The sequence below is a fragment of the Micromonospora psammae genome (assembly GCF_036902725.1).
GTDB lineage: Bacteria > Actinomycetota > Actinomycetes > Mycobacteriales > Micromonosporaceae > Micromonospora.
Genome location: NZ_JBAKHM010000038.1, coordinates 1 through 24,194, shown reverse-complemented (window position 1 = coordinate 24,194; position 24,194 = coordinate 1). Strand labels below are relative to the sequence as shown.

Annotated in this window: 19 protein-coding genes and 2 pseudogenes; 11 read left to right on the top strand and 10 right to left on the bottom strand. The window is 74.2% G+C overall.

What is annotated here, in order from left to right:
• Positions 1–55: 55 nt before the first annotated feature.
• Entirely contained in the window at positions 56–1,816 is a 1,761-nt protein-coding gene (locus V6U79_RS28270) for an NAD+ synthase (protein ID WP_334616518.1), read from the bottom strand.
• Between the two features lie 226 nt (positions 1,817–2,042).
• On the opposite strand from V6U79_RS28270, the gene glnA reads away from it, so the two are divergent.
• The 4 genes from glnA (at position 2,043) to V6U79_RS28250 (ending at position 5,171) form a co-directional block, all read left to right on the top strand.
• A complete protein-coding gene (gene glnA / locus V6U79_RS28265; RefSeq protein WP_334530170.1) occupies positions 2,043–3,392 on the top strand; it encodes a type I glutamate--ammonia ligase in 1,350 nt (449 codons plus the stop codon).
• A gap of 91 nt (positions 3,393–3,483) precedes the next feature.
• Positions 3,484–3,909, top strand: coding sequence for a DUF350 domain-containing protein (locus V6U79_RS28260; protein ID WP_334530167.1), 426 nt, complete (start codon positions 3,484–3,486; stop codon positions 3,907–3,909).
• A 36-nt stretch (positions 3,910–3,945) separates the two neighbouring features.
• Positions 3,946–4,638: a helix-turn-helix transcriptional regulator gene (locus V6U79_RS28255; RefSeq protein ID WP_334616517.1), complete on the top strand. Its 693-nt coding sequence runs from the start codon at positions 3,946–3,948 to the stop codon at positions 4,636–4,638.
• A 158-nt stretch (positions 4,639–4,796) separates the two neighbouring features.
• Positions 4,797–5,171 carry a VOC family protein gene (locus V6U79_RS28250; RefSeq protein ID WP_334616516.1) on the top strand — a complete coding sequence of 125 codons (375 nt, stop codon included), beginning with the start codon at positions 4,797–4,799 and terminating at the stop codon, positions 5,169–5,171.
• 215 nt (positions 5,172–5,386) lie between these two features.
• Here the strand turns inward: V6U79_RS28250 and V6U79_RS28245 are convergent, their stop codons facing one another.
• The 3 genes from V6U79_RS28245 to V6U79_RS28235 all read right to left on the bottom strand — a co-directional run bounded on the left by V6U79_RS28245 (position 5,387) and on the right by V6U79_RS28235 (position 7,315).
• Positions 5,387–5,668 carry a hypothetical protein gene (locus tag V6U79_RS28245; protein ID WP_334530158.1) on the bottom strand — a complete coding sequence of 94 codons (282 nt, stop codon included), beginning with the start codon at positions 5,666–5,668 and terminating at the stop codon, positions 5,387–5,389.
• Between the two features lie 448 nt (positions 5,669–6,116).
• The gene (locus tag V6U79_RS28240; RefSeq protein ID WP_334616515.1) at positions 6,117–6,575 is read right to left on the bottom strand and encodes a hypothetical protein; all 459 of its coding nucleotides are present in this window, start codon (positions 6,573–6,575) and stop codon (positions 6,117–6,119) included.
• Between the two features lie 227 nt (positions 6,576–6,802).
• Positions 6,803–7,315 (bottom strand): MarR family winged helix-turn-helix transcriptional regulator, encoded by a 513-nt coding sequence (locus V6U79_RS28235; protein ID WP_334616514.1) that lies wholly within the window; start codon positions 7,313–7,315, stop codon positions 6,803–6,805.
• Positions 7,316–7,371: 56 nt separating this feature from the next.
• On the opposite strand from V6U79_RS28235, the gene V6U79_RS28230 reads away from it, so the two are divergent.
• Positions 7,372–7,800 (top strand): hypothetical protein, encoded by a 429-nt coding sequence (locus V6U79_RS28230; RefSeq protein WP_334616513.1) that lies wholly within the window; start codon positions 7,372–7,374, stop codon positions 7,798–7,800.
• A gap of 67 nt (positions 7,801–7,867) precedes the next feature.
• On the opposite strand, the gene V6U79_RS28225 is transcribed toward V6U79_RS28230, so the two are convergent.
• On the bottom strand, positions 7,868–8,797 hold the full coding sequence (locus V6U79_RS28225; protein ID WP_334530146.1) for a S66 peptidase family protein: 930 nt from the start codon (positions 8,795–8,797) through the stop codon (positions 7,868–7,870).
• Positions 8,798–8,878: 81 nt separating this feature from the next.
• On the opposite strand from V6U79_RS28225, the gene V6U79_RS28220 reads away from it, so the two are divergent.
• Both V6U79_RS28220 and V6U79_RS28215 read left to right on the top strand, forming a co-directional pair.
• Positions 8,879–9,646, top strand: coding sequence for a type 1 glutamine amidotransferase (locus tag V6U79_RS28220; RefSeq protein WP_334530143.1), 768 nt, complete (start codon positions 8,879–8,881; stop codon positions 9,644–9,646).
• Between the two features lies 1 nt (position 9,647).
• Positions 9,648–12,731, top strand: coding sequence for a bifunctional [glutamine synthetase] adenylyltransferase/[glutamine synthetase]-adenylyl-L-tyrosine phosphorylase (locus V6U79_RS28215; protein ID WP_334616512.1), 3,084 nt, complete (start codon positions 9,648–9,650; stop codon positions 12,729–12,731).
• Positions 12,732–12,760: 29 nt separating this feature from the next.
• On the opposite strand, the gene V6U79_RS29910 is transcribed toward V6U79_RS28215, so the two are convergent.
• The gene (locus tag V6U79_RS29910; protein ID WP_442933830.1) at positions 12,761–13,381 is read right to left on the bottom strand and encodes a methyltransferase domain-containing protein; all 621 of its coding nucleotides are present in this window, start codon (positions 13,379–13,381) and stop codon (positions 12,761–12,763) included.
• Between the two features lie 3 nt (positions 13,382–13,384).
• Positions 13,385–14,350: pseudogene (locus tag V6U79_RS29905) on the bottom strand (NAD(P)/FAD-dependent oxidoreductase); the annotation flags it as partial.
• 92 nt (positions 14,351–14,442) lie between these two features.
• Between V6U79_RS29905 and V6U79_RS28205 the strand changes: the two are divergent.
• Positions 14,443–15,081, top strand: a complete 639-nt coding sequence (locus V6U79_RS28205) for a helix-turn-helix domain-containing protein (protein ID WP_334530137.1) — start codon at positions 14,443–14,445, stop codon at positions 15,079–15,081.
• A gap of 720 nt (positions 15,082–15,801) precedes the next feature.
• Here V6U79_RS28205 and V6U79_RS28200 read toward each other — a convergent pair.
• Positions 15,802–17,388, bottom strand: coding sequence for a hypothetical protein (locus V6U79_RS28200; protein WP_334616510.1), 1,587 nt, complete (start codon positions 17,386–17,388; stop codon positions 15,802–15,804).
• 44 nt (positions 17,389–17,432) lie between these two features.
• On the opposite strand from V6U79_RS28200, the gene mptB (V6U79_RS28195) reads away from it, so the two are divergent.
• On the top strand, positions 17,433–18,833 hold the full coding sequence (gene mptB, locus V6U79_RS28195; protein ID WP_334530131.1) for a polyprenol phosphomannose-dependent alpha 1,6 mannosyltransferase MptB: 1,401 nt from the start codon (positions 17,433–17,435) through the stop codon (positions 18,831–18,833).
• Positions 18,834–18,847: 14 nt separating this feature from the next.
• Positions 18,848–20,302 carry a polyprenol phosphomannose-dependent alpha 1,6 mannosyltransferase MptB gene (mptB, locus tag V6U79_RS28190; protein ID WP_334616509.1) on the top strand — a complete coding sequence of 485 codons (1,455 nt, stop codon included), beginning with the start codon at positions 18,848–18,850 and terminating at the stop codon, positions 20,300–20,302.
• A gap of 548 nt (positions 20,303–20,850) precedes the next feature.
• Here mptB (V6U79_RS28190) and V6U79_RS28185 read toward each other — a convergent pair.
• Positions 20,851–21,186 (bottom strand): hypothetical protein, encoded by a 336-nt coding sequence (locus V6U79_RS28185; protein ID WP_334530125.1) that lies wholly within the window; start codon positions 21,184–21,186, stop codon positions 20,851–20,853.
• 253 nt (positions 21,187–21,439) lie between these two features.
• On the opposite strand from V6U79_RS28185, the gene V6U79_RS28180 reads away from it, so the two are divergent.
• Positions 21,440–23,737, top strand: coding sequence for an SDR family NAD(P)-dependent oxidoreductase (locus V6U79_RS28180; RefSeq protein WP_334616532.1), 2,298 nt, complete (start codon positions 21,440–21,442; stop codon positions 23,735–23,737).
• 212 nt (positions 23,738–23,949) lie between these two features.
• Here V6U79_RS28180 and V6U79_RS28175 read toward each other — a convergent pair.
• Positions 23,950–24,194 (bottom strand): annotated as a pseudogene (locus tag V6U79_RS28175) (type I glutamate--ammonia ligase); the annotation flags it as partial.

Below are 24,194 nucleotides of genomic sequence, written 5' to 3'. Positions count from 1 at the left end.
AGGGCGGAGTGGAGGATTTCACTCCGCCCCGCCGGCGACCCCGCCCGGAAGGGGATCAGCCGTTTTCGCGCCAGCGGTTGGTGATCGGCAGCCGGCGGTCCCGCCCGAACGCCTTCATGGAGATCTTCGTGCCCGGCGCGGACTGCCGGCGCTTGTACTCGGCGGTGTCCACCAGTCGGAGCACCTTGTCGACCACGGCCGGGTCGTGGCCGGACCCGACCAGGCCGTCCCGGCCCAGGTCGCCGTCGACGTAGCCGATCAGGATCGGGTCCAGCACGTCGTAGTCGGGCAGGCTGTCGCTGTCCAGCTGGCCGGGGCTCAGCTCGGCCGAGGGCGGCTTGCCGATCGAGCTCTCCGGGATGGGCGGGGTCTCGCCCCGGCGCGCCGCCTCGGCGTTGCGCCACTTCGCCAGCCGCCAGATCAGCGTCTTCCAGACGTCCTTGACCGGGTTGAAGCCCCCGACGGAGTCGCCGTACAGCGTCGAGTAGCCGACCGCCAGCTCGCTCTTGTTGCCGGTGGTCAGGACGAGGTGACCCTCCTGGTTCGACAGCGCCATCAGGATCACGCCGCGCACCCGGGCCTGGAGGTTCTCCACCGCCACCCCGGCCAGCGACAGGTTGACCAGGAAGGTGTCCACCATCGGCTGGATCGGCTCGATCCGGTAGTCCAGCCCGGTCCGCTTGGCCAGGTCCTCCGCGTCCACCCGGGAGTGCTCCGAGGAGTGCTGGCTGGGCAGCGACACCCCGACCACCCGCTCCGGGCCGAGCGCGTCGACGGCGAGGGTCGCCACCACCGCCGAGTCGATGCCGCCGGAGAGGCCGAGCACCACCGACGGGAACCGGTTCTTGTTGACGTAGTCGCGCAGGCCGAGCACCAGCGCCTGCCAGACCTCGGCCTCGTCGGCGACCGGCTCCAGCACCCCACCGCCGGCCGCCGGGCCCGTCGGGGCCGGCGGCACCACCTCGACGGTACGGCGGGACACCCGCATGCCGTCGGCCAGCTCCTCGCCGGTGTCGGCGTGCCCGGCCGCCTCGGGCAGCTCCACGTCGTGCACCAGCAGATGCTCGACGAACTGCGGGGCCCGGGCGAGCAGGGCGCCGTCCGCCGTCACGATCATCGAGTCGCCCTCGAAGACCAGCTCGTCCTGGCCGCCGATCATGTTGACGTACGCGATCGGGGCACCGGCCTCGGCGGCCCGGCGGCGCACCAGCGACAACCGGAGGTCGTCCTTGTTCAGCTCGTACGGCGAGCCGTTGATGTTGACCACCAGGCCGACGCCGGCCTGCCGGGCCACCGCGAAGGGGCCGCCGGCCTGCCACAGGTCCTCGCAGATGGTCAGCGCGACGTCCACCCCGCCGATCCGCACCACGGTCAGCGTGTCGCCGGGGACGAAGTACCGGTCCTCGTCGAAGACGCCGTAGTTGGGCAGGTGGTGCTTGAAGTACGTGGCGACGACGCCGCCGGAGTGCAGCAGCGCGGCGGCGTTGCGCGCGCCCCGGCCCGGCTCGGCGTCCCCGCTGACCTGGGGCGGCCCGTCGGCGTCCAGGTAGCCGACCACGACCGGCAGGTCACCGAGGCCGTCGGCGGCCAGGGCGGCGGCGAGTCGGTCCAGCGCCGCCTTCGACGCGGCGACGAAGGAGCGGCGGAAGACCAGGTCCTCGACCGGGTACCCGGTGAGCATCAGCTCCGGGAAGGCGACCAGCTGGGCGCCGGCGTCGGCGGCCTTGCGGCTCCACGCGCGGACCAGCTCGACGTTGCCGGCGATGTCGCCGACGGTCGGGTTGACCTGGGACAGGGCGAGACGCAGGGTGGGCATGCCCTCATCTTGCCCCAGCGGTGGCGCGTCGACCGGCGGCCGGGACGCAACGGCGGCCACCCGGGCGCCGGCCGCGCCGGGCCGGTGCGCGAAGGGGGCGGGACGGGGCGGGACGGGCGGCGGCGGGTCGCGTAACGTCGGCGTAACGAGGCCCGGGGAGACTGGGCGGTCAGGTCGGGTGAAGCCCGGTCGAAGGCGGACAAGAGTGTCGCGAGGGGTTGGGGCAGTGGACCGTCAGCAGGAGTTCGTCCTCCGTACGCTGGAAGAGCGGGACATCCGGTTCGTCCGGCTGTGGTTCACCGACGTGCTCGGCACGCTCAAGAGCGTGTCGGTCGCCCCCGCCGAGCTGGAGGCGGCCTTCGACGAGGGCATCGGGTTCGACGGCTCCGCGATCGAGGGCTTCGCCCGGGTCTTCGAGTCCGACATGGTCGCGATGCCCGACCCCACCACCTTCCAGGTCTTCCCGTTCGAGGGCGGGGTCAGCGGCGAGAGCGCCCGGATGTTCTGCGACATCCTGCTGCCCGACGGCGGGCCCTCCTGGGCCGACCCGCGGCACGTGCTGCGCCGGATGCTCTCCCGGGCCGCCGAGAAGGGCTTCACCTTCTACACCCACCCGGAGATCGAGTTCTTCCTGCTGGAGAACGGGCCGATGGACGGGTCGCTACCGGTGCCCGTGGACACCGGCGGCTACTTCGAGCACACCACGCACGCCGTCGCGCGGGACTTCCGCCGCCAGGCCGTGCTGGCCCTGGAGCGGATCGGCATCTCGGTGGAGTTCAGCCACCACGAGGTCGCCCCCGGTCAGCAGGAGATCGACCTGCGCTACGCCGACGCGCTGACCACCGCCGACAACATCATGACCTTCCGGCACGTGGTGAAGGAGGTGGCGCTCTCCACCGGCGTGCAGGCCACCTTCATGCCGAAGCCCTTCACCGACCAGCCGGGCAGCGGCATGCACACCCACCTGTCGCTGTTCGAGGGGGAGCGCAACGCGTTCCACGACGCCGGTGACCCGATGAAGCTTTCCAAGGTGGCGAAGTCGTTCATCGCCGGCCTGCTGATGCACGCCCGGGAGTACACCGCCGTCACCAACCAGTGGGTGAACTCGTACAAGCGGCTCTTCCCGCTGGCGCTGCCGGACCGGATCACCGAGAGCCCGGCGTACGTCTGCTGGGGTCACCTGAACCGCTCCGCGCTGGTCCGGGTGCCGGCGTACGGCAAGCCGAACTCGGCCCGGGTGGAGGTCCGCTCGCTGGACTCGGCGGCCAACCCGTACCTGGCCTTCGCGGTGATGCTCGGCGCCGGCCTCAAGGGCATCGAGGAGGGCTACGAGCTGCCGCCGGGCGCCGAGGACGACGTCTGGTCGCTGACCAGCGCCGAGCGCCGGGCCATGGGGTACGAGGCGTTGCCGGAGAACCTGGCCGAGGCGATCGACGTGATGGCCGGCTCCGAGCTGGTCGCCGAGGTGCTCGGGGAGCACGTCTTCGACTTCTTCCTGCGCAACAAGCGGGCCGAGTGGGAGCAGTACCGCCGCGAGGTGACCCCGTACGAGCGGCAGCGCTACCTGTCGCTGTAGGTCGGGGGCTGCCGCCGGTGGCGCGGTGCCGCTATCGTCTCGATCACCGCGTCGGCGCTCCCGCCGCGCGCCGGACGTCGGGAGGCAGTCGGTGCTGGAGGACCTGCTCACCGGAGCATGGCAGAGCGTCGTCTTCGGGGTCGTCGGGGTGGCGCTGATGGCGGCCGGCTTCGTGCTGGTCGACCTGCTCACCCCGGGCAAGCTGAGGGAGCTGATCTGGGTGCAGCGCAACAGCAACGCCGGGTTGCTGCTCGCGGCCAACCAGCTCGGCATCGCCGGGATCGTCTTCACCGCGATCCTGACCAGCTACAGCGACTTCGGCAAGGGGCTCGCCTCCACGGTGATCTTCGGGCTGGTCGGGCTGGCCATCATGGCGTTGGCCTTCTTCGTGCTCGACCTGCTCACCCCGGGCAAGCTCGGCGAGGTCATCTGCTCCGACCAGCCGCACCCGGCGGCCCGGGTCAGCGCGGCCACCCACTTCGGGGCCGCGCTGATCGTCTGCGCCTGCATCGCCTGAGCGCGGTCGTCGTACCCCGGTCGTAGCCTGCCGGGCATGAACCGCACCGACCGTCTCTACGCCCTGGTCGAGGAGCTGCGGGCGGTGTCGCCGCGGCCGCGCAGCGCCCGCTGGCTGGCCGCCCGTTTCGAGGTCAGCAGCCGCACCATCGAGCGCGACATCGGGGCGCTGCAACAGTCCGGGGTGCCGATCTGGGCCGAGCCGGGGCGCACCGGCGGTTACGCGGTGGACCGGGCGCACACGCTGCCGCCGGTCAACCTGACCGCCGGCGAGGCGGTGGCGATGGCGGTCGCGCTGCACCGGCTGGCCGGCACGCCGTTCGCCGGGCCGGGCGTCAGCGCGTTGCGCAAGCTGGTCGCCGTGATGCCGCCCGCCGACGTGGCCGAGGCGCACCGGCTCGCCGGCCGGGTGCACCTGATCGGCGACGGGCCGTCGACGCCCGTCCCGGCCATCGTCGCCGACGCGGTCTCCGCCCGGCGGGTGCTGCGCATCGGGTACGCCGACCGGGGCGGCACCGATTCGGTCCGCGACGTCGAGCCGCTGGGCTATCTGGGCAACCGCCGGCACTGGTACCTGCTGGCCTGGTGCCGGCTGCGCGGCGAGATGCGCTGCTTCCGCACCGACCGGATCCGCGACGTGCGGGCGCTGCCCGAGCTGGTGGCCCGGGAGCTGCGCCCGGAGGACCTGGACATCCCGCACGAACGGGTCCGCCGGCTGAGCCTGGTCTGAGACCGGCGGCGCGGCGCTCTCGGTCGCCTCCCTGCGCCGCCGTCCGCCACGGCTCCGGTCAGGATGGTGCGGAAACACCGACAGGATGGTGTCGCGGACGGCCCCGAAACTGCTCCTGACGAGGCCGGCCGACCGGTCGGCGCGGGAGGAGACGACAGATGTCCACGACGCCCATCACCTGGTTCGAGATCGGCACCGACCGGCCGGACGAGGCGGAACGCTTCTACGGGGAGCTGTTCGGTTGGACCTTCGAGGAGCAGGGGGCCGCCAACGGCGGGTCCTACCGGGTGACCGGGGCCGGCGCGGGGGAGGGGATCGGCGGGGCGATCCGGGCGACCGACGGCACGACGCCGAACTACGCGGTCTTCTACGCCGAGGTCGCCGACGTGGCGGAGACCTGCCGGCGGGCCGAGGCGGCCGGCGGCAAGGTGCTGATGCCGGTGAGGACCGCGCCGAGTGGGCTCACCTTCGCTCACCTGCTCGACCCGGCCGGCAACCACCTCGGCGTCTTCACGCCCCCGCCACCCGCCTGAGCCCCGCTGGTACGCGATGTGGCGGCGTCCCGGTCAGCTGGACACCGCCACATCGTCCACCCTGAGCCGATCGAGCGACGCGACCGGCCGGCGCTGTGGCCGGTTCGTTCGGCGGTGCGGTGCGTTGCTGGGATGCGGAGCTCGGGCCGCAGCCGATGCGCGCGCTGTTCGCGGCAGACCCGTGCACCTGGGAAGCTTGTCAGCAAGGTATGGCATTAGTGGGCATCAAACTCGACCACGAATGTCCAGATGCGATGACCGCCGACCACCTCGTGGCAATGAGAAACAATCCGCCCCATTCTTCCCTGACGAGTCAGTGCTAGGAGAAGATCAGGATGCGATCTGGCAAGTGAGTCCGGCTGGAGGTCAAGCGCGAATACAGCACCGTGGTCTAAGTCGTTAACGTATCCCTCAGCCTTGCTTCCTCCCACATGCTTGCCAGCGGGATTGTCTTCCGGCTGGAATCCTTCCGTCCACTTCACGATACGCTGGATCAAGTTCCCTCCGAGTTGGTAGGGCATCTCCTCGGTAATTCTCAAGCACTCGCCACTGTCAACACAAAGACACGCGATCCAGGCCGCTGGGTCACCCTGGATACTCTCACGGTCAGTACTCCAGCCGCACGTTCAGGCTCGGCGTCTGAATCGCGCGGGGTGCACTCTTCTCGACAGAAGACCGCACCCCGCCAAAACCAGTGCGGTGACCCGAAAATAGGCCCTGGTTACTGACTATGGCCAGAGCTGTCGTCCCCTGGCCCAGCGCGTCAACGGGGTTCTCCCGGCAGCGGGATTCGTGTGCCGGCGGTGCTGCCGCGACGCGCGGCTCGGGACGCGCGACGGCCCCGCCGCTCGCAGCGACGGGGGCGTGCTGTGGTACGGGGTGGCCCGCCGGTGACCAGCCGAGCGGAGACGAACGGCCGGGCGGCGGGGTCGGCGGGGCCCCGGGTCACCTGTCGGTCGTACCCTCGGCCCCGTCGTGGTGGCCGCGGCCGCCGGGGCCGGGGAAGACGCCGGCCTCGGCGGCCTTGCTGATCGCGTCGGCCTGCTCCCAGGTGAGCCTGCCGTCCCGCGCGGCCTGCTCCAGCCGCTCCCTGAACGCCGCCTGTCGGTCCGCGACGGACGGGCGCTTCGGCCGGTCGGCCCTCCGCTGCTCGCGGATCTTCTCCAGCGCGGCGGTCACCTTGTCGGTGGAGACGCCCAGCTCCTTGGCGAGCGCCTCGGCGAACGCGGCCTTCCGGTCGGCCCACTGCTGCTGCCGGTCGTTGCCCTGGCCGGTGCTGCTGCTGGCGCTCGGGGACGGGCCGGCGCTCTCCTCGGCGAACGCCGGGGTGGCGATCCCGACCCCGAGAACGCCGGCGGCGGCGAGGCCGGCCAGCAGGTGCTTCTTCGACATCGTGCCGGACATCAGTCCTCCAGGTCGTCGTGGTGGTGGTGCATGGCCGCACCGACAGTGACGGCCGAACCTGGGGGCAAGCCGTCGCGACCCTGTCACCCGGCTGAAAGTTCCGCGCCGCCCCTTCGCCCGACAGGCACGGCCGGATGCCTCTGTCCCTGGACGGGCACGTCGTCCTGGCCGCCCCAGATCCTCGCCGCCCGCCGCCTCGGTGTCGCATCGAAAATTCGGGCCCCTGGTCATCCGCCCTCAGGCGCGCGCCGGGCACCCGGTGATGAGCCTTCCGCCATTCGTAGCTGTCGAGCGTGCTCGCGGTTCACCTGCGACAGTTCGCGCAGGACCGTGGTCATCCGACGCACCTCCGTGCTCGGCAACGTTCCGAGCAGTGCACTCGCGGCCTCCACCACTGGGCGCCAGACCGCGGCGCGCAACTCACCGTGCTGAGCGGAGATCCGGATGAGCTGTGCGCGCCGGTCGTCAGGGCTCGGCTGCCGGGTCGCGTAGCCGGCGGCCACCAGTCGGTCCGTGATTTTGGTGATGGCCGCTGGACTGAGTTGGCTCAACTCGGCGAGCCGGCGCGCGTTCATCTCCCCTTCGCGTTGCAGGATCTCAAGGCAGTGCAGGTCGTTGCGATTGATCCCGTACCGGGCGGCGACGGCGTCGAGCAGCACCTCGGTGGCGGAATGCAGCTCCCGCATCGCGGTCAACGCGCCGGTGATCTCAGCTGGAGTCTGGTCGGGTGCCGTGCTCACGGTAGTTGCTCCACGGTGTGTATATTACACGCCGTGTACAATCTTGAGTCCTTGACATGCTGACGTCCGACGGTCCACTCGCGAGCCGCGCGGCGCGCGTGGCTACGGGGCTCTACCTGCTGTGGGGTGCCCTGCATCTGGGCCTCGGCGTAGTGATGCTGATGGACGGCCGGTCCGCCGACCCGTCCCAGGCCGAGCTGGCGGCGGAGAGCCGGATGTTCTTCGTGTGTGCGGTTGTCCTCGGCGCTCAAGCCATAGCCGTGGCGCTCACGATGAATCGGGTGAACAGCCGATCCGGGCACTGGCTCAACCTGCTCACCCTCGGCGCGGTCGACCTCGCCTTCGTGGTGGTACTCGTCATCCCGGGGCACGTGGACCTCGTGGGCGGTCTGTCCGGGCCGGTGATCTGGCTCCTCGCGGCAACTGCCTCAGCAGTCGCACGACATGCGGCGTCGGGTACGGCTCAACGGCACCCGGACAACTAGGTGGTGCCAGCGCCACCGATGAGGAGCGCCCGGGCCACCTCCGGCCGGGCTGCGCCCGGACGAAGGGTCAGCGGACGGCGGGGGCAACCGTCAGGGTGCCCGCGTCGCTGTCCAGGACGGCCCGGGTGCCGACCGGGACGGTCAGCTGGCCGACACCGTGGCCGATCGGCAGGCCGCCCAGGACCGGCACGCCCAGGTCGCCGAGGCGCTCGCCGAGCACGTCCACCACCGTGGTGTCCCAGCCGTCGGCGCACTCGGTGAACTGGCCCACCGCGACCCCGGCCAACCCGTCCAGGACGCCCGCCCGGCGCAGGTGGGTGAGCATCCGGTCCACCTTGTACGGCGGCTCCTGCACCTCCTCCACCAGCAGCACCGCGCCGGTCAGGTCCGGCATGTCGGGGGTGCCGATCGACGCGGTGATCAGGCAGAGGTTGCCGCCCAGCAGCGGACCCTCCGCCCGCCCGGGCACCCGTACGCCGAAGGTCTCCTCCGCGGCGGTGGCGGCGACGGTGACCGGTTCGGTGGTCATCAGCGCCCCGTGCAGCGACTCCGCCGAGCTCAGCGGGGTGCGGTCGTCCGTCCAGGCCGCCCCGGGGCCGTGCACCCCGGCCAGCCGGGCGCCCCGCCAGAGCGCGAACTGCAACGCGGTGATGTCGGAGAAACCGGCCACCACCTTCGGGTCCCGGCGGACCGCCGCCATGTCGATCAGGTCGACCACCCGCTGCGCGCCGTACCCGCCCCGGGTGCAGATCACCCCGCGGACCTCCGGGTCGGCGAACGCCGTGTTCAGGTCGGCGGCGCGCAGCTCGTCGCCGCCGGCCAGGTAGCCGTGCCGGGCGTACGCGTTCGGGGCCAGCACCGGCCGCAGCCCCCAGCCGGTGAGCAGCTCGACGCCGCGGGCCACCCGCTCGGGTCGGGTCGGCCCGGACGGCGACACCAGCATCACGGTGTCACCGGGGCGCAGGACCGGCGGGCGCAGGCAGTCGTCGACGATCACAGCGGGCCAGCCTAGCGGGCGGCGCGGCGCCCGGCCGAGCCGTTCCGGACCGGCCCCGGCGCACCCGATAGCCTCGACACCGTGGCGACCGCGCTGGTGATCGAGAACGACCCGACCGACGACCTCCGCCGGCTGGGCGAGTGGCTGACCGAGGGGGGCCTGGAGCTGCACGTGCTCCGCCCGCACGCGGGCGAGGAACTCCCCGCCGACCTGGAGGGGTACGTCGCGCTGGTGGTGCTCGGCGGCGAGCAGCAGGCGTACCCGCAGCCCGACGGCACCCCCGGGGCGCCCTGGTTCCCGGCGCTGGAGGGGCTGCTGCGCAAGGCGGTCCGGTACCGGGTGCCCACCCTCGGCGTCTGCCTCGGCGGGCAACTGCTCGCCACCGCCCACGCCGGCCTGGTCGAGCGGAGCCCGTCCGGCCCGGAGGTCGGCCCCGGCGTGGTCGGCAAGCGGGACGCCGCCGACAACGACCCGCTCTTCCGGTACGTGCCGCTGATCCCGGACGTGCTCCAGTGGCACACCGACGAGATCACCGAGCTGCCCCGGGGCGCCACCCTGCTGGCCGCCTCCACCCGCTACCCGCACCAGGCGTTCCGCCTCGGCGACCGGGCGTGGGGGTTGCAGTTCCACATCGAGTGCGACACCGCGATGATCGCTGACTGGGCCCGCGACTCCGAGCTGCTGGCCGAGCTGGGGTACGACGAGGAGCTGGTGGTCGCCGCCTGCGACCGGGTGATGGCCGACGTCGAGGAGGTCTGGCAGCCGTTCGCGGTGCGGTTCGCCGCCCTCGCCCTCGGCGAGCTGGGCGACGACCCCGCCCGCCGTAGCCTGCCGCTGCTCGGGCAGTGAGATGACCAGACCGACCAGGGGCCGGCTCGCCCGGTACGGCTTCGGCGCCGCGCAGGGCGACGGCGGGCAGCGCGCCGCCGACCTGCTCGGGCCGGACGGGCTCGGTCTGTGGCGTACCGACGAGCAGGAACCCGTCGACGAACGCGCCGCCGAGCTGATCGCCGCGCTCTCCCGCGCGGCCGACCCCGACCTCGCCCTGCGCCAGCTGCACCGGCTGGCCGAGGCGGAACGCCGGGCAGCCGCCCCCCGGCAGCCCGGCAACGGCGCCCCCGCCGGCCGGGCCGCCGGACCGGCGACCACCGGCACGGGTACGTCCGCGCTGCTCGACGCGCTGCACGCCGACCCGGGCCTGTGCCGCCGCCTGGTCGCCGTCCTCGGCGCCTCCTCCGCGCTCGGCGACCACCTGGTCGCCAACCCGGACCAGTGGACGGTGCTGTCCACCGCCCCGGACGGGCTCGCCCCCACCGCCGACGGCCGGCTGGAGCTGGACGCCGCGGCGCGGCTGACCGCCTCCACCCAGCCGGTCCCGGTGCTGCGCCAGGCGTACCGGTTGGCGCTGCTGCGCATCGCCGCCGCCGACCTGACCGGCGGGCGTGGCCTGGAGCAGACCATGGCCGCGCTCTCCGCGCTGGCCGACGCGACCCTGGCGGCGGCGTACCGGATCGCGGTGGACGAACTGCCCGAGGGCACGCCCCCGCCGCGGCTCGCCGTGGTGGCGATGGGCAAGTGCGGCGGCGACGAGCTGAACTACGTCTCCGACGTCGACGTCATCTTCGTCGCCGCCGACGACGAGGACCTGAGCGTGGCCACCACCGTCGCCACCCGGCTGATCCACGTCTGCGGGCTGGTCGCCTGGCCGGTCGACGCCGCGCTGCGGCCCGAGGGCAACCGGGGGCCGCTGGTGCGCACCCTCACCAGCCACCTGGCCTACTACCAGCGGTGGGCGCGGACGTGGGAGTTCCAGGCGCTGCTCAAGGCCCGGCCGGCCGCCGGTGACCTGGCGCTGGCCCGGGAGTGGATCGACGCGCTCGCCCCGCTGGTCTGGACCGCCGCCGAGCGGCCCGAGGCGGTCTCCGACGTCCGGGCCATGCGCCGCAGGATCATCGACAACATCCCACCCAAGGAACTGGACCGCGAGATCAAGCGCGGCCCGGGCGGGCTGCGCGACATCGAGTTCGCCGTGCAGCTGCTGCAACTGGTGCACGGCCGCGGCGACGAGTCGCTGCGGGTGCCCGGCACCATCCCGGCGCTGCGCGCCCTGGTCACCGGCGGCTACGTGGGCCGGGCCGACGGCGAGGCGCTGCTGCGCGGGTACCGCTTCCTGCGCGCCGTCGAGCACCGGCTCCAACTCCAGGGCCTGCGCCGTACGCATACCGTGCCGACCGAGCCGGCCGGGCTGCGCTGGCTCGCCGCCGCGCTCGGCTACACCGCCACCCCGGGCCGCAGCGCCGTGGAGGCCTTCCGCGCCGAGTGGGTCGCCCACGCCAGCGAGGTACGCCGGCTGCACGCCAAGCTGCTCTACCGGCCGCTGCTGGAGGCGGTCGCCCGGGTGCCCGCCGACGGGCTGCGGCTCACCCCGGAGGCGGCCCGGCACCGGTTGGAGATCCTCGGCTTCGCCGACCCGGCCGGGGCGCTGCGGCACCTCCAGGCGCTCACCGGCGGGGTCAGCCGGACCGCCGCCATCCAACGCACCCTGCTGCCGGTGCTGCTCAGCGAGTTCGCCGACGCCCCCGAACCGGACCGGGGGCTGCTCAACTACCGGCAGGTCTCCGACAAGCTCGGCAGCACCCCCTGGTACCTGCGGCTGCTGCGCGACTCCGGGCCGGTGGCCCGCCGGCTGGCCCGGGTGCTCTCCTCGTCCCGGTACGCCGCCGACCTGCTGGCCCGTGAGCCGGAGGCGCTGCGCCTGCTGGCCGAGGAGAGCGAGCTGGTGCCCCGCCCCCGCGAGGTGCTCTGCGACGGGTTCGCCGCCGCGGCGGCCCGGCACGCCGACCCGGTCGAGGCGACCCGGGCGGTCCGCGCGCTGCGCCGCCGCGAGCTGGTCCGCATCGCCTGCGCCGACGTGCTCAGCCGGGCCGGCGGGCTGGCCCCCCGGCCGGAGCGCGGCTCCCCGGCGTCCCCCCTCGCCGACGTGACGGTGGTCGGCGCCGCGCTGGCCGACGTCACCGACGCCACCCTGGCCGCCGCGCTGCGCGCCGCCCGGGCCAGCCAGCCGGCGCTGCCCGGGCTGCGGTTCGCGGTGATCGGCATGGGCCGGCTCGGCGGGTACGAGTCGAACTACCTCTCCGACGCCGACGTGCTCTTCGTCTACGACCCGCCGCCCGGTGCGGCGGAGAGCGCGGCCAGCGCCGCCGCGCACGCGATCGCCGAGGAGCTGCGCCGGCTGCTCGGCGCGCCGGCGCCCGACCCGGCGCTCGGCGTCGACGCCGACCTGCGCCCGGAGGGCCGGCAGGGCCCGCTGGTACGCAGCCTCGCCGCCTACGCCCAGTACTACGCCCGCTGGTCGAAGGTGTGGGAGGCACAGGCCCTGCTCCGTGCCCGGTTCGTGTGCGGCGACGCCGACCTGGGCGCCGAGTTCGAGGCGATGGCCGATCCGGTCCGCTACCCGGCCGACGGGTTGACCCGGGAGCAGATCGTGGAGATCCGCCGGATCAAGGCCCGGGTGGAGCACGAGCGGCTGCCCCGGGGCGCCGACCCGGCCACCCACACCAAACTGGGCCGGGGTGGCCTCGCCGACGTCGAGTGGGCCGTGCAACTGCTCCAGCTCCGGCACGCCGGAACCCACCCGGCGCTGCGCGGCACGCGTACCCTCGACGCGCTCGCGGCGGCCCGGGACGCCGGCCTGGTCGACCCGGCGGACGCCGCCGAGATGGCCGCCGGGTGGAGCCTCGCCGGGCAGGTCCGCAACGCGCTGATGCTGGTCCGTGGCCGGGCCGGCGACCAACTGCCCCGGCACGGGGTGGAGCTGGCCGGGGTGGTCCGGCTGCTCGGCCGCGACGACCCCGGCGAGTTCCTCGACGAGTACCTGCGCACCGCCCGCCGCTCCCGCGCGGCGATGCAGCGGGTCCTCGACGGCGACACCTGACTGGCCCGGCGGTCACGCTCCGGCCGGCGTCACCGGCGGCGTAGCAGCACCAGGTGGTCGACCAGGGTGGCCGGCTCCCCGTCCGGGCCGGTGACCTGCCGGCGTGGCGCGTCCAGCCGCTCGGTGTGCCACTCGTCCGGGTCCAGGTCGAGCGCGGCCAGAGTCTCCTGCGGGGTGGGGAAGCGCAGGTGCGGGTGGGCCAGGCGGCTCCACGGCGGCACCTCACCGTGCTCGACGATCAGCAGCCGGCCGCCGGGCGCCACCGCCCCGGCCGCCGCCCGCAGCACCTGCTCCCGGGGAAACTCCAGCGGCGTCTGGAGGAACTGGGCGGAGACCAGGTCGTAGCTGCCCTCGGGGAAGCTGCGGGTGAGGTCGTGCCGGCGGAAGTCGATCCGGTCCGACACCCCGGCGCTGGCCGCCCGGGCCGTGGCCCGGTCGAGGGCCGTTGCGGACACGTCGACCGCGGTGACCTGCCAGCCCTGGTCGGCCAGCCAGACCGCGTCGCCGCCCTCCCCGCAGCCGAGGTCCAGTGCGGTGCCCTTCGGCAGCGCGCCGACCACGTCGACCAGGTGCGGGTTCGGTCGCCCGCTCCAGACCTGGTCGCGCCCCTCGTAGAGGTCGTCCCAGAAACGCGCGGTGGCGTCGTCCACCGTCGCGCGCCGGGCGGCGACGGCCCGCGCGGTCTCCTCGGCGATCAGGTCGGCGTTGAGCCCGGCGGCGGCCTTCAGGCCCGCGGCGGCGGCGGCGATCACGGTCGCCTGCGGGTCGGCGACGTTGCCGGCCACCCACACTCCCGGTACCTCGGTGGCGCCCCCGGCCTCGGCGGCCACGTACGTGCCGAGCACGTGCCCGGCGACGACGAAGTCGCTGGCCGGCAGCCCCAGCCCGGCGAGCAGCCCGGCCCGCGCGACGAACCGGGGCGCCACCAGCAGGGCCTGCCGGGCGACCAGCTCGCCCGAGCGCAGCCGTACGCCGGTCAGCCGGTCGTCGTGCACCTCCAGCGCCGCCACCTCGCCCGTGACCACCCGGACGCCCCGGGCGGCCAACTGCTCCGCCTGCTCGTCGGGCAGGGCCGGTCCGGTGTGCGCGAAGAGCACCACGTCGTCGGTCAGCTGCCGGAACAGCAGTGCCTGGTGCGTGGCCATCGGACCGGTGGCGAGCACGCCGACGGCCTGGTCCCGGACCTCCCAGCCGTGGCAGTACGGGCAGTGCAGCACGTCCCGGCCCCACCGCTCGGCCACGCCCGCGATGTCGGGCAGCTCGTCGACCAGGCCCGTGGTGACCAGCAGCCGGCGCGCGAGCCTGGTGCTGCCGTCGGCCAGCTCGACGGCGAACCGGGCGCCGTCCGGGCCGTCGACCGGCCGGGCGGTGGTGACCGTGCCGTCGATGATCGGCACGCCGTACCCGGCGACCTCGGCCCGGGCGCCGGCGTACAGCTCGGCGGGCGGGAGGCCCTCGCTGGTCAGGTAGTTGTGCACGTGCTCCGCGGGGGCGTTGCGCGGCGCACCGCCGTCGATCACCAGGACCGAACGGCGGAACCGCCCCAGGGCCAGGGCCCCGCTGAGCCCCGCCGCGCCACCACCGACGACCACGACGTCGTGCACGGAATGATTCGTCATCGTTCCCACCTTCTCCTGCGGGCGGACCGCTCCCGCCCCGACGCCACGGATCGTCCACGCCCCCTGCCGACCCGACAAATATCATTGCCAACATGGCAAACGACGGTGGGCGGGAACAGGACGGCGCCGGGGCGGCCCCGGACGAGGTGCTGACGACGGTGGGGCCCCGGCTGCGGGCGCTGCGCCAGCAGCGTTCGGTGACGCTCGCCCAACTCTCGCAGGCGACCGGGATCTCGGTCAGCACGCTGTCCCGGCTGGAGTCCGGCGGACGCCGACCGACCCTGGAGCTGCTGCTTCCCCTGGCCCGGTTCCACCGCGTGCCGCTCGACGACCTGGTCGGCGCTCCGGCCACCGGGGACCCCCGGGTCCACCCCCGGCCGATGGTCCGGGGCGGCGTCACCATCCTGCCGCTGACCCGCCGCCCGGGCGGCGTGCAGGCGTACAAGATGATCTACCCACCGGGGGTGCGGGCGGGGGAGCCGACACCCCAGGTGCACGAGGGGTACGAGTGGCTCTACGTGCTCTCCGGACGGGTCCGGCTGCTGCTGGGCGGGCATGACCTGACCTTGGAGGCGGGCGAGGTCGCCGAGTTCGACACGCGGACGCCGCACTGGTTCGGCAACCCGTTCGACACCCCGCTGGAGATCCTCAGCCTCTTCGGCCCGCAGGGCGAGCGGCTGCACGTCCGCGCCCGCCCCTCCCCGGCCCGCCGCGACCCCGACCCGGCCTGACCCCGCCTGACCCCGCCTGACCCCGCCTGACCCCGCCTGACCCCGCCTGACCAGGCCTGGCCCCGCCTGACCCGGCCGCCACCCGCGACTAGGGCTGCGCGTCGGCGTCCGCTCTGCGCCGGTCGCCGCGCTCGCGGCCCGGCCTGGTCGGGCTGGTCGCGAGCAGGGGCTGCACGTCGGCGTTCGCTTTGCCCGCTCGGGTCGCGTCCGCTTTGCCCGCTCGGGTCGCGTCCGCTCCGCCCGCTCGGGCCGCGTCCGCTCCGCCCCGGTCGGCCGCGACCTCGCCCGGCCTGACCCGGCTGCCGGGCACGACCCGGGTTCGGGACGGGCGCGTTCGGCGGAGCCGGGGAAATGCCGGCGGGCAGCGCACCCGCTGTTGTTGTCCTTTAGAGCTGATGACGAAAACGAATCACGCCTTCGTTCCCGCCATGGTCCGCTGCCGGGCGGGCCAGCGGTAGCGGCGGTGGTGACTCGTTTTCGTCATCAGCTCTAAAGGGCGGGCAAGATACAGCCGAGACCGCTCAGCCGCCGGCCCCGCTCAGCCGCCGGCCCCCCTCAGCCGTCTGGTCGGCTCAGTCGCGCCTTGGTCGACCGCCTGCCGGCTCGTATGGCCGCTGGGCCTGCTCGATCGTCGGGTCCGCGCCAGTTGCCGGTCCGCGCAGTTGCCGGTCGGAGAAGTCGCCGGCTCGCGCGGGGACCGGCCGGGAGGCGCCGGGCTGGTCAGCCGGCGAGGGTGTAGGTGCCCGCGGCCGGCACGGTGACCGCCGTCCACTGCCCGTCGGCGCGGATCGTCGCGCCGCCCGACGCGGACAGCCAGCGGGTGTGCCGGATGCGGACCGGGAGGGTGCCGGCGGTGGACGTCCGGAAGGTCAGCGAAGCGGCGTCCTGTCGTACCAGCTCAGCCGGGGTGCCCACCAGCGGCGTCGGGTCGGCCACCGCGTAGAGCCGCCAACGGGGGGCGGACCAGACCGGGCTCAGGTACGGCAGGCCGGCGGAGACCAGCTCCGCCTCGGCCTGGCCGACCCAGGAGAGCGGGGCGTCCGGGACCGCCACGTACTGCACGGCGTTCTCGTGCAGCCAGGCCCGGTAGCTGTCGGCCGTCAGGGGCACGCCCGTGCCGGCGGCCCCGGGCACCCGGGTGAAGAAGAGGGGATTGCGGGCGATGTCGGCCTGCCGCAGCCAGCCCCGGGCCAGCGGCACGTCGCCGAGCTGCGCGGCCTCCCAGTAGTTCCGGGTCGGGGGCACCTCCACCCGCCCGGTGAGCCCCCGGCGGGCCAGTTCGGCGCGGAGCGGTGCGAAGAACGCCCCCGCACTGGTCGGGTCGTCGATGCTGCGGACGTCGGCGGCGACCACCGGTGGTTGCCACCAGCAGACCGCCGCCAGCAGCGCCGCGAGCGCCACCGAGGCGGGCGGGACGCGCCGCGTACGGGAAAGGCGGGGGAGCCGGTCCGCCGCCCACGCCGGCAGCCGGGCCCCGGCGGCCAGCACGGGCAGGGCGAACATCACGGCCAGCCGGGTCGCGTTCAACCCGACCGGGGTGTGCACCAGCGCCGCCGCCAGCACCCCGGCCGCCGAGAGCAGCGCCCCCACCCGGACCGGCCGGTACCCGACCAACGCGGCCACCACCAGGCTGGTCAGCACCGCCCGGAGCGTGTCGGCCCGGCTGATGTTCATCCAGCCGCCCTCGCCGAAGAGCAGCCCGGTCACCGCCAGCGGCACCGCCGCGGCCACCCCGAGCAGCAGGCCGTCGCCGTAGCGGCGGGTCAGCAGCAGCGCCGCCCCGGCCAGGCCGACGAAGAGCCCGGCGACCGGGCTGGTCGCCGAGGCCAGCAGCGCGCCGGCCACCACCAGCACCGGGCGGAGGCGGCGGGGCGGGGCGTGCGCGGGGATGGTCAACGCGAGCAGCGCGGCCAGGCCGAAGGCCACCCCGAGGGCGTACGTGACGCGGCCGGAGACCAGGTTGCCGGCGATCGTCAGGACCCCGACCAGGCTGCCGAGCAGCGGGCGGGGCACCGCGGTGCGGACCAGCAGGGCGGCGAACGCGGCGGCCGCCCCGACCAGCGCCAGCGCGCCGGTGACCGGAACGCCGAGGGTCGCCATCACCGGCGGGGAGACCAGGCTGTAGCCGAGCGGGTGGATGCCGCCGTACCAGCGCAGGTCGATCAGGGCGGGACCGTGCGCGGCGAAGAAGTCGGCCCGGGCCACCTGGGCGGAGAGGTCGGAGCCCATCCTCGGCAGGGCCAGGTACACCCCGCCCAGCACGGCGGCGCAGACGGCGGAAAGCCCCACCACCCTGCTGCCCCGCATGCCCACCTCCGATCCGCGACCACGGTACTGGCAGCATGTCCGGCGTGCCTCACCACCTCACTCGCTGGATCGGACTGGCCGGCTCGGCGCTGCTCGCCGTCGCCGCGTACCTCGGTGGCGCGCTGCCCGACGGGGACCTGCGCCCCAACCCGGTCAGCATCTGGCAGGGGCGGCACGGTCCGCTGATCATCGGCTGCTGGCTGGTCGGCACCAGCCTGCTGGCGTGGGCCTGGTGGTCGCTGCGCGACCGGGTGCCCTCGGCCCGCTGGGCGCTGGTCACCGCCGGGCTCTGGCTGCTCCCGCTGCTGTTCACGCCGCCGTTGGGCAGCCGCGACGCCTACGCGTACGCCTGCCAGGGCGCGAGCTACGCGGCCGGGATCAGCCCGTACGAGCAGGGGGTCTCCGCGCTGCCCTGCCCGTGGCTGGACACCATCTCGTACATCTGGCGGGACACCCCCGCGCCGTACGGGCCGCTGTTCATCCTGATCTCCGGCGCGATCGTCAAGGCCACCGGCTCGCTCACCGCCGCCGTCGTGCTGTTCCGGCTGCTGGCGGTGGCCGGGGTGGCGCTGACCGCCGCGTGCCTGCCGGTGCTGGCCCGCCGCTGCGGGGTCGAGGTGCCACGGGCGCTCTGGCTGGCGCTGGCCTGCCCGCTGGTCGGCGTGCACCTGGTCTCCGGGGCGCACAACGACGCGCTGATGGTCGGCCTGCTGGTCGCCGGCCTGGCGGTGGTGGCGTCCCGGCCCGGTCGGCGCTGGTGGCTGCTGGCCGGGGGAGTGCTGCTCGGGCTCGCCGCCGCCGTCAAGATCACCGCGTTGGTGGTGGTGCCGTTCGCCGCGCTGGCCGCGATGGCCGGGCCGTACCGGATCCGGACCCTGGTCCGCGACGGCGGCCCGGTGGTGGCCGGCGCGCTCGCCGCGGCGGTCGCGGCGACCCTGGCGACGGGACTGGGCTTCGGCTGGATCGGCGGGTTGGAGCAGGGCGGCCTGGTGATCGCCTGGACCTCGCCGCCCACCGCGGTCGGGCAGACCGTGGGGTACGTGGCAGCGCTCTTCGGCGCGCACGTCGACGCGCTGCCGGTGACCCGGGCGATCGGGGTGCTGGTGCTCGGGGTGCTGCTGGTGTGGCTCTGGTGGCGGGCCCGCACCCGGGACCCGCTCTGGCACGCCGGGCTGGCGCTGGCCGCCACGGTGGCGCTGGCTCCGCTGTTCCACCCCTGGTACTGGGTCTGGCCGCTGACCGTGCTGGCCGCCACCGCGCGGCGTACCGGCTGGTTCGCGCTGGTCGCGCTGGTCTCGTCGTTCCTGGTGCTGGCCGACGGCACCGGGCTGGCCCGGTACACCAAGATGCCCGGGGCGCCGCTGATGACGCTGTTGGTGATCGTGGTGGCGGTCTGGTTGGTACGGTCGGCTCGGGCGGCCCGCCGGCCGGCCCCCACCGACTGAGGAGAGGCCCGCCGGTGACCGAGCCCGGCCCCGCGTCGACCGGCCGGGCCCGTGCCGCCCGGTACGCCGGTCTGGCCGGCGCGGTGCTGCTGACGGTCGCCGGATGGCTCGGCGGGGCGCTGCCGCGCATCCCACCGACCGGCGCGACGGAGCCGGCGGCGCTGGCCTGCTGGCTGGTCGGCACGGCGCTGCTGGTCGGCGCGTGGTGGTCACTGAGGCGGGGCGCGCCGTCGACCCGGTGGGCGTACCTGACCGCCGGGCTCTGGCTGGTGCCGCTGCTGGCCGCGCCGCCGCTGGGCAGCCGGGACGTCTACTCGTACGCCTGCCAGGGGTGGGCGTACGCGGCCGGCCGCGACCCGTACCAGACGGGGGTGGCGGCGGCCGGCTGCCCGTGGGTCGACGCGGTCGCGCCGATCTGGCGGGACACCCCGGCCCCGTACGGCCCGTTCTTCGTGCTCCTCACCGCGCTGGCCGCGACCCTCGGCGGCGGCCTGGTCGGCACGGTGCTGCTGCTGCGGGTCCTCGCCCTGGCCGGGGTGCTGCTGGCCGCGCTCTGCCTGCCGGGGCTGGCCGGCGCGGCGCGGGTGCCCACCGCCCGGGCGGCCTGGCTGGCGTTGGCGTGCCCCCTGGTCGGGGTGCACCTGGTCGCCGGCGCGCACAACGACGCGGTGCTGCTCGGGCTGCTGCTGCTCGGCCTGCTGGTGCTGGTCCGGCTGCCCGGCCGGCCGAAGGGGCTGGTGGTAGCGGGGGTGCTGCTGGGCCTGGCGGTGGCGGTGAAGGCGACCGCCGTGGTGGTGCTGCCGTTCGCGGCGCTCGCCGCGGTCCACGGCCGGTACACGGTGCGGGCGTTGCTGCGCGACGGCGGTTGGCTGGCCGGCGCTGTGCTGGCCGCGCTGGCGGCCGTCACGGCGCTGTCCGGGCTCGGCCTCGGCTGGGTCGGCGGCCTGGCACGCAGTGGTGACTCGAAGCAGTGGACGTCGCCGCCCACGGCGGTGGGCTTCGTCGTGGACTACGTGGGGGAGTCGCTCGGCCGGCGGCCGGAGGCGGTGCCGGTGGCCCGCGTGGTGGCGCTGGTGCTGCTGGCGGTCCTGCTGGTGGTGCTCTGGTGGCGGGCGTGGACGGCGCTGCGCCGGCTCAACGACGTCCGGCGGCGGGTGCACCGGCTCGCGGCGGCCCGCCCGCGGGTCACTCTCTTCGCCGCCGGGGTGGCGCTGGTCGCCACGGTGGCCCTGGCCCCGGTCTTCCACCCCTGGTACGCCACCGGGCCGCTCTTCCTGCTGGCCGTCTCGGCGTCCCGGACGACCTGGTTCGTGCTGCCCGCCGCGGTGGCCTCCTTCCTGAGCCTGCCGGCCGGGACCACCGTGGCCCGGTACGGCAAGGCGCCCGGGGCGGTCGCGATGACGCTGCTGGTGGTGGTGCTGGTCGGGGTGGCGCTGCGGGCCCGGCTGACGGCCCGCGCTCCCCGGTGACCGGTCCCGACCGGACCCGCCGAGTCGCTTGACGGCGATGCCCGTCGACCCGCGAACTAACCGTGCGTGGCGGCTGACCTGGGGAGTGGCATCGATCAAGCCGCTGAGCAGGTCGTACGCCGCATATCAACGTCCATCGTCATCCAGTGTTTCCAGGCGGCATCTGTACCCCTCGTGTACCTAATGATCATGGGGTGGTGTTGTGTGCGAGTGGTTTCGAAGGGGACCGGTGCGGCATCCCGTCGTGCAGGCTCCGTCCTGCCGGGCCGCGCCGACCTGGTCCAGGTGGAGCGCCCCGCCGGACGAACGACCTCGACCAGGTCGGCGCGGTCTGGTGGCCCCCGGTGTGCGACGGAACGCCGGTCGCGGCCGGGGCACCCCAGAGTCGCCGAGGGTCCGGGGCGAGTAGCCCCGGCCGCCGGAGGCCATCCCCGGGTCGTAGGGCCGGAGGCCCTGCCCGCCGGAGGCAGGTTCCCGATGCGTGTCGCTTGGTGTCAACGCGGAAGAGCCGGCAGTCCGCCAGCGTGCGTCACGGCCTGGCTTGCGGCCTATCGGTGCTGGCGACGCTGGGCGCTCCACTGGCTCACAAGGTGGGCGGGGAACAGGACAAAGAAGGCCAGCATCAGCACACCAAGGAGGTTGTGGGTCGATTCCTGCCAGCTCCGGGGCATGAACTCCCGCGCCTCGAACAGAAGTCCGGCAGCACCACAGCAGACGGCAGCGGACGCCCAGAGCCGAGGACGGTGCACCACTCGACCGAACAACCTGGCAGTTTCGGGGCGTCGGCTGCGGACCAAAACAACACCGGCGAGCACGATCACAGCGACACTGCCGCCAACGACCAGCGCAACCATCACTGCCTGAGACACGTCCATGGCCGTCACGGCGCCAGGGTAGGCGTAGCAGGCGATGCCCCCGGGTATGGGTGTCCGCGCCTTAGATCGTTGATTTCGCGTCAGCCCCGGTCATCTCAGATGAGGATGGTCGGGGTCTCGGCGTGTCCGCCGGTCTCGCGGTGGCCATCGCCGGGCCGCGCCGGGAGCGAAGCGGCAAGGCGCGGACGGCCGGCGGAAGTGGCCGTCTCATTGATCTTGACAGGTTCCGAGCTGACGCCACAATCATGCGGTGGGCGGGCTCATGCATTCGGTGCGGATTGCTGCGGGTGTCACCGGACGTGGGGTGAGTCCTGACCGGCTGCGCGCGGCGGTCGCCGGTCGTACTGTCCTCGTGACCGGCGCGTCTGAGGGGATCGGCGCGGCGACTGCCCGCCGGCTGTCCGCGGCGGGCGCCGTTGTACTTCTTGTGGCACGCACGGCGTCGCGGCTGGAGCAGGTTCGGGACGAGATCGTGGTGGGCGGCGGCGTGGCGTACGTTCACCCCGCTGACATCTCAGTACCCGCGGAGGCCGCCGCGCTGGCGGAGGAGTTGCTGACGCGGTACCGCCGGATCGATGTGGTGGTCAACAATGCCGGGCGGTCGATCCGCCGGGCGGTGGCCGACACCGCCGACCGGTTCCACGACCTCGAACGCACGATCAACCTGAATTACCTGGGGCCGGCGCAACTCCTGCTGGTGCTGCTGTCCGGCATGCGGACCACCGGCGGTGGGCACGTCGTGAACGTCTCGACGGCCGGACTCGCCATCAACGCCCCGCACTGGTCGGCGTACCACGCCTCGAAGGCGGCGTTCGACACGTGGCTGCGCACTGCCGCCGCCGAGCTGCGGCATGACGACGTCACCGTCAGCACCGTGTACTGCAACCTGGTGCGTACCCGGATGCTTGCACCTACCGCGCACTACCGGCGTGCGCCGGCGATGTCGGCCGACGAGGCGGCGGGCATCGTGTGCCGCGCCGTCGCGCGCCCGCGGACCTGGTGGCCGTGGTGGGCTCGGCTCGGCTCGGCGGCGGCGGCCGCGCTGCCCCGCGCGGTGGAGCGGGCGCTCGCCGCGGGGCTACAGGTGGTGGCGGCGACCGAACCGGTACGGGTCATGGTCGGCGCGGACCTTTTGCGGCCGGGCCGGCTGGTCCGGTTGGCGCGGGCTGGCCGCCGCCACGGGCGTACCCTCGCCACGGCGGTCGCCGCCGGGTCGCCGACGGCGGTCGCCGTGATCGATGAGGACGGACCGGCCACGTACGCGGAACTCGACGCGGCCGCCGGCAGGTGCGCGGCGGCGGCCCAGGCGACCCTCGGCGTACAGCCCGGTGACCGGGTGGGCCTCGCCTGCCGCGACCACCGCGGCTTCGTCGCGGCAGCGGCCGGCCTGGCCCGCGCCGGCGCTGATGTGCTGCTGCTGCCCCCGGACCTGCCCGCCGACCGGCTAACCGACCTGGTGACCCGGGAACGCCTGGTCGCGCTGGTACACGAGTCGGGCGCGCCGGCGTGCCCGGTGCCCGCCGTGCCGATATCCGTGCTGTTGGCCGGCGACCCGGCGACGTATCCGCCCCGAGGGCGCGGCAAGGGCCGGATGTCGGTGCTCACGTCCGGCACCACCGGCACCCCTCGCAGCGTGTCCCGACCCCTGCCGGTGCGCATGCTCCTCGGCCCGGCCATCACCCACCTGCGGCTCACCCCGGTCCGCCCTGGGGAACCGATCGCCGTCGCCGCACCGGTCCACCACGGCTACGGGCTGACGTACCTCTCGGCCGGCCTGACCCTCGGCGGTCCGGTGGTGCTGGTCAGCGGCCGCGACCCGCAGGACATCCTCGACGCGGTTGAGGAGCACCGCGCCCGGTTGCTCGTCGCACTGCCCATCCAGCTGCGGCGCATGTGCGACCTACCCGTGACCGATCGCCCCCCGCTCCGCCATTTGCGGGCGGTGATCAGCGGCGCCGCCCCTCTACCGGTCGAACTCGGCGAGCGGCTGCGCGGACTCTTCGGCGACCGCGTCTTCAACATGTACGCGACGACCGAGGCAGGCTGGGCCGCGATGGCCACGCCTACCGACCTGCGAGCCGCGCCCGGCACCGTCGGCCGGTCACCGCGAGGCGTACGACTGCGGGTCGTCGACCGCGCTGGCGCGCCCCTCCCACCCGGCCACGTCGGTGAGGTACAGGTCAGCGGATGGCAGCCGGGCGGAGCCTGGCTCGCCACTGGTGACCTCGGCCACCTCGACCTGGTGGGCCGGCTCCTGCTGGACGGCCGGATCGACGACATGATCGTCTCCGGTGGACAGAACGTGTACCCCGGCCCTGTCGCCGCCGTGATCACCAGCCACCCCGACGTGGCAGACGCCGTGCTGCGGCCGGTACCCGACGAGGAGTTCGGCCAGCGCCTGCTGGCCACGGTCGAGGTGCGTACAGATCACACGTTGACCGAGGCCAGCCTCCGCGAGTGGCTACGGCACCGGCTCACCCGCGCCGAACTGCCCCGTGACATCGTCATCGTCACGACGTTGCCCCGCTCGGCCACTGGCAAGCCGACCCGGGACCGGTGACCACCCCTACCGTCACGCTCAACACGTACGTCCACGAGTGGCCGGACGCGGTCGACCGGACCCGGCTACTCATTGACAGCGCGCTAGGCCAGCAGGAAACGGCGGTCATGCCGGCTGGGAGCCGAGCATGACCGCCGTTCCTCAGGCTGTACCCAGCCTGTACCCAAGATCCGCAGTGAACCTGCTCGTGCAGGTCACGGCCGTGATCGCACTCAGCAGTCGAAGTACATCGCGAACTCGTGCGGGGTCGGGCGCAGGCGCACCGGGTCGACCTCGTTGGCCCGCTTCCAGCTCACCCAGGTGGAGATCAGGTCGGGGGTGAAGACGCCCCCGTCGAGCAGGTAGTCGTGGTCGGCCTCGAGGGCGTCGAGCACGGCCGGCAGCGAGCCCGGCACCTGCTTGACGTCGCCCCACTCCTCCGGGGGCAGGTCGTAGAGGTCCTTGTCGATCGGGGCCG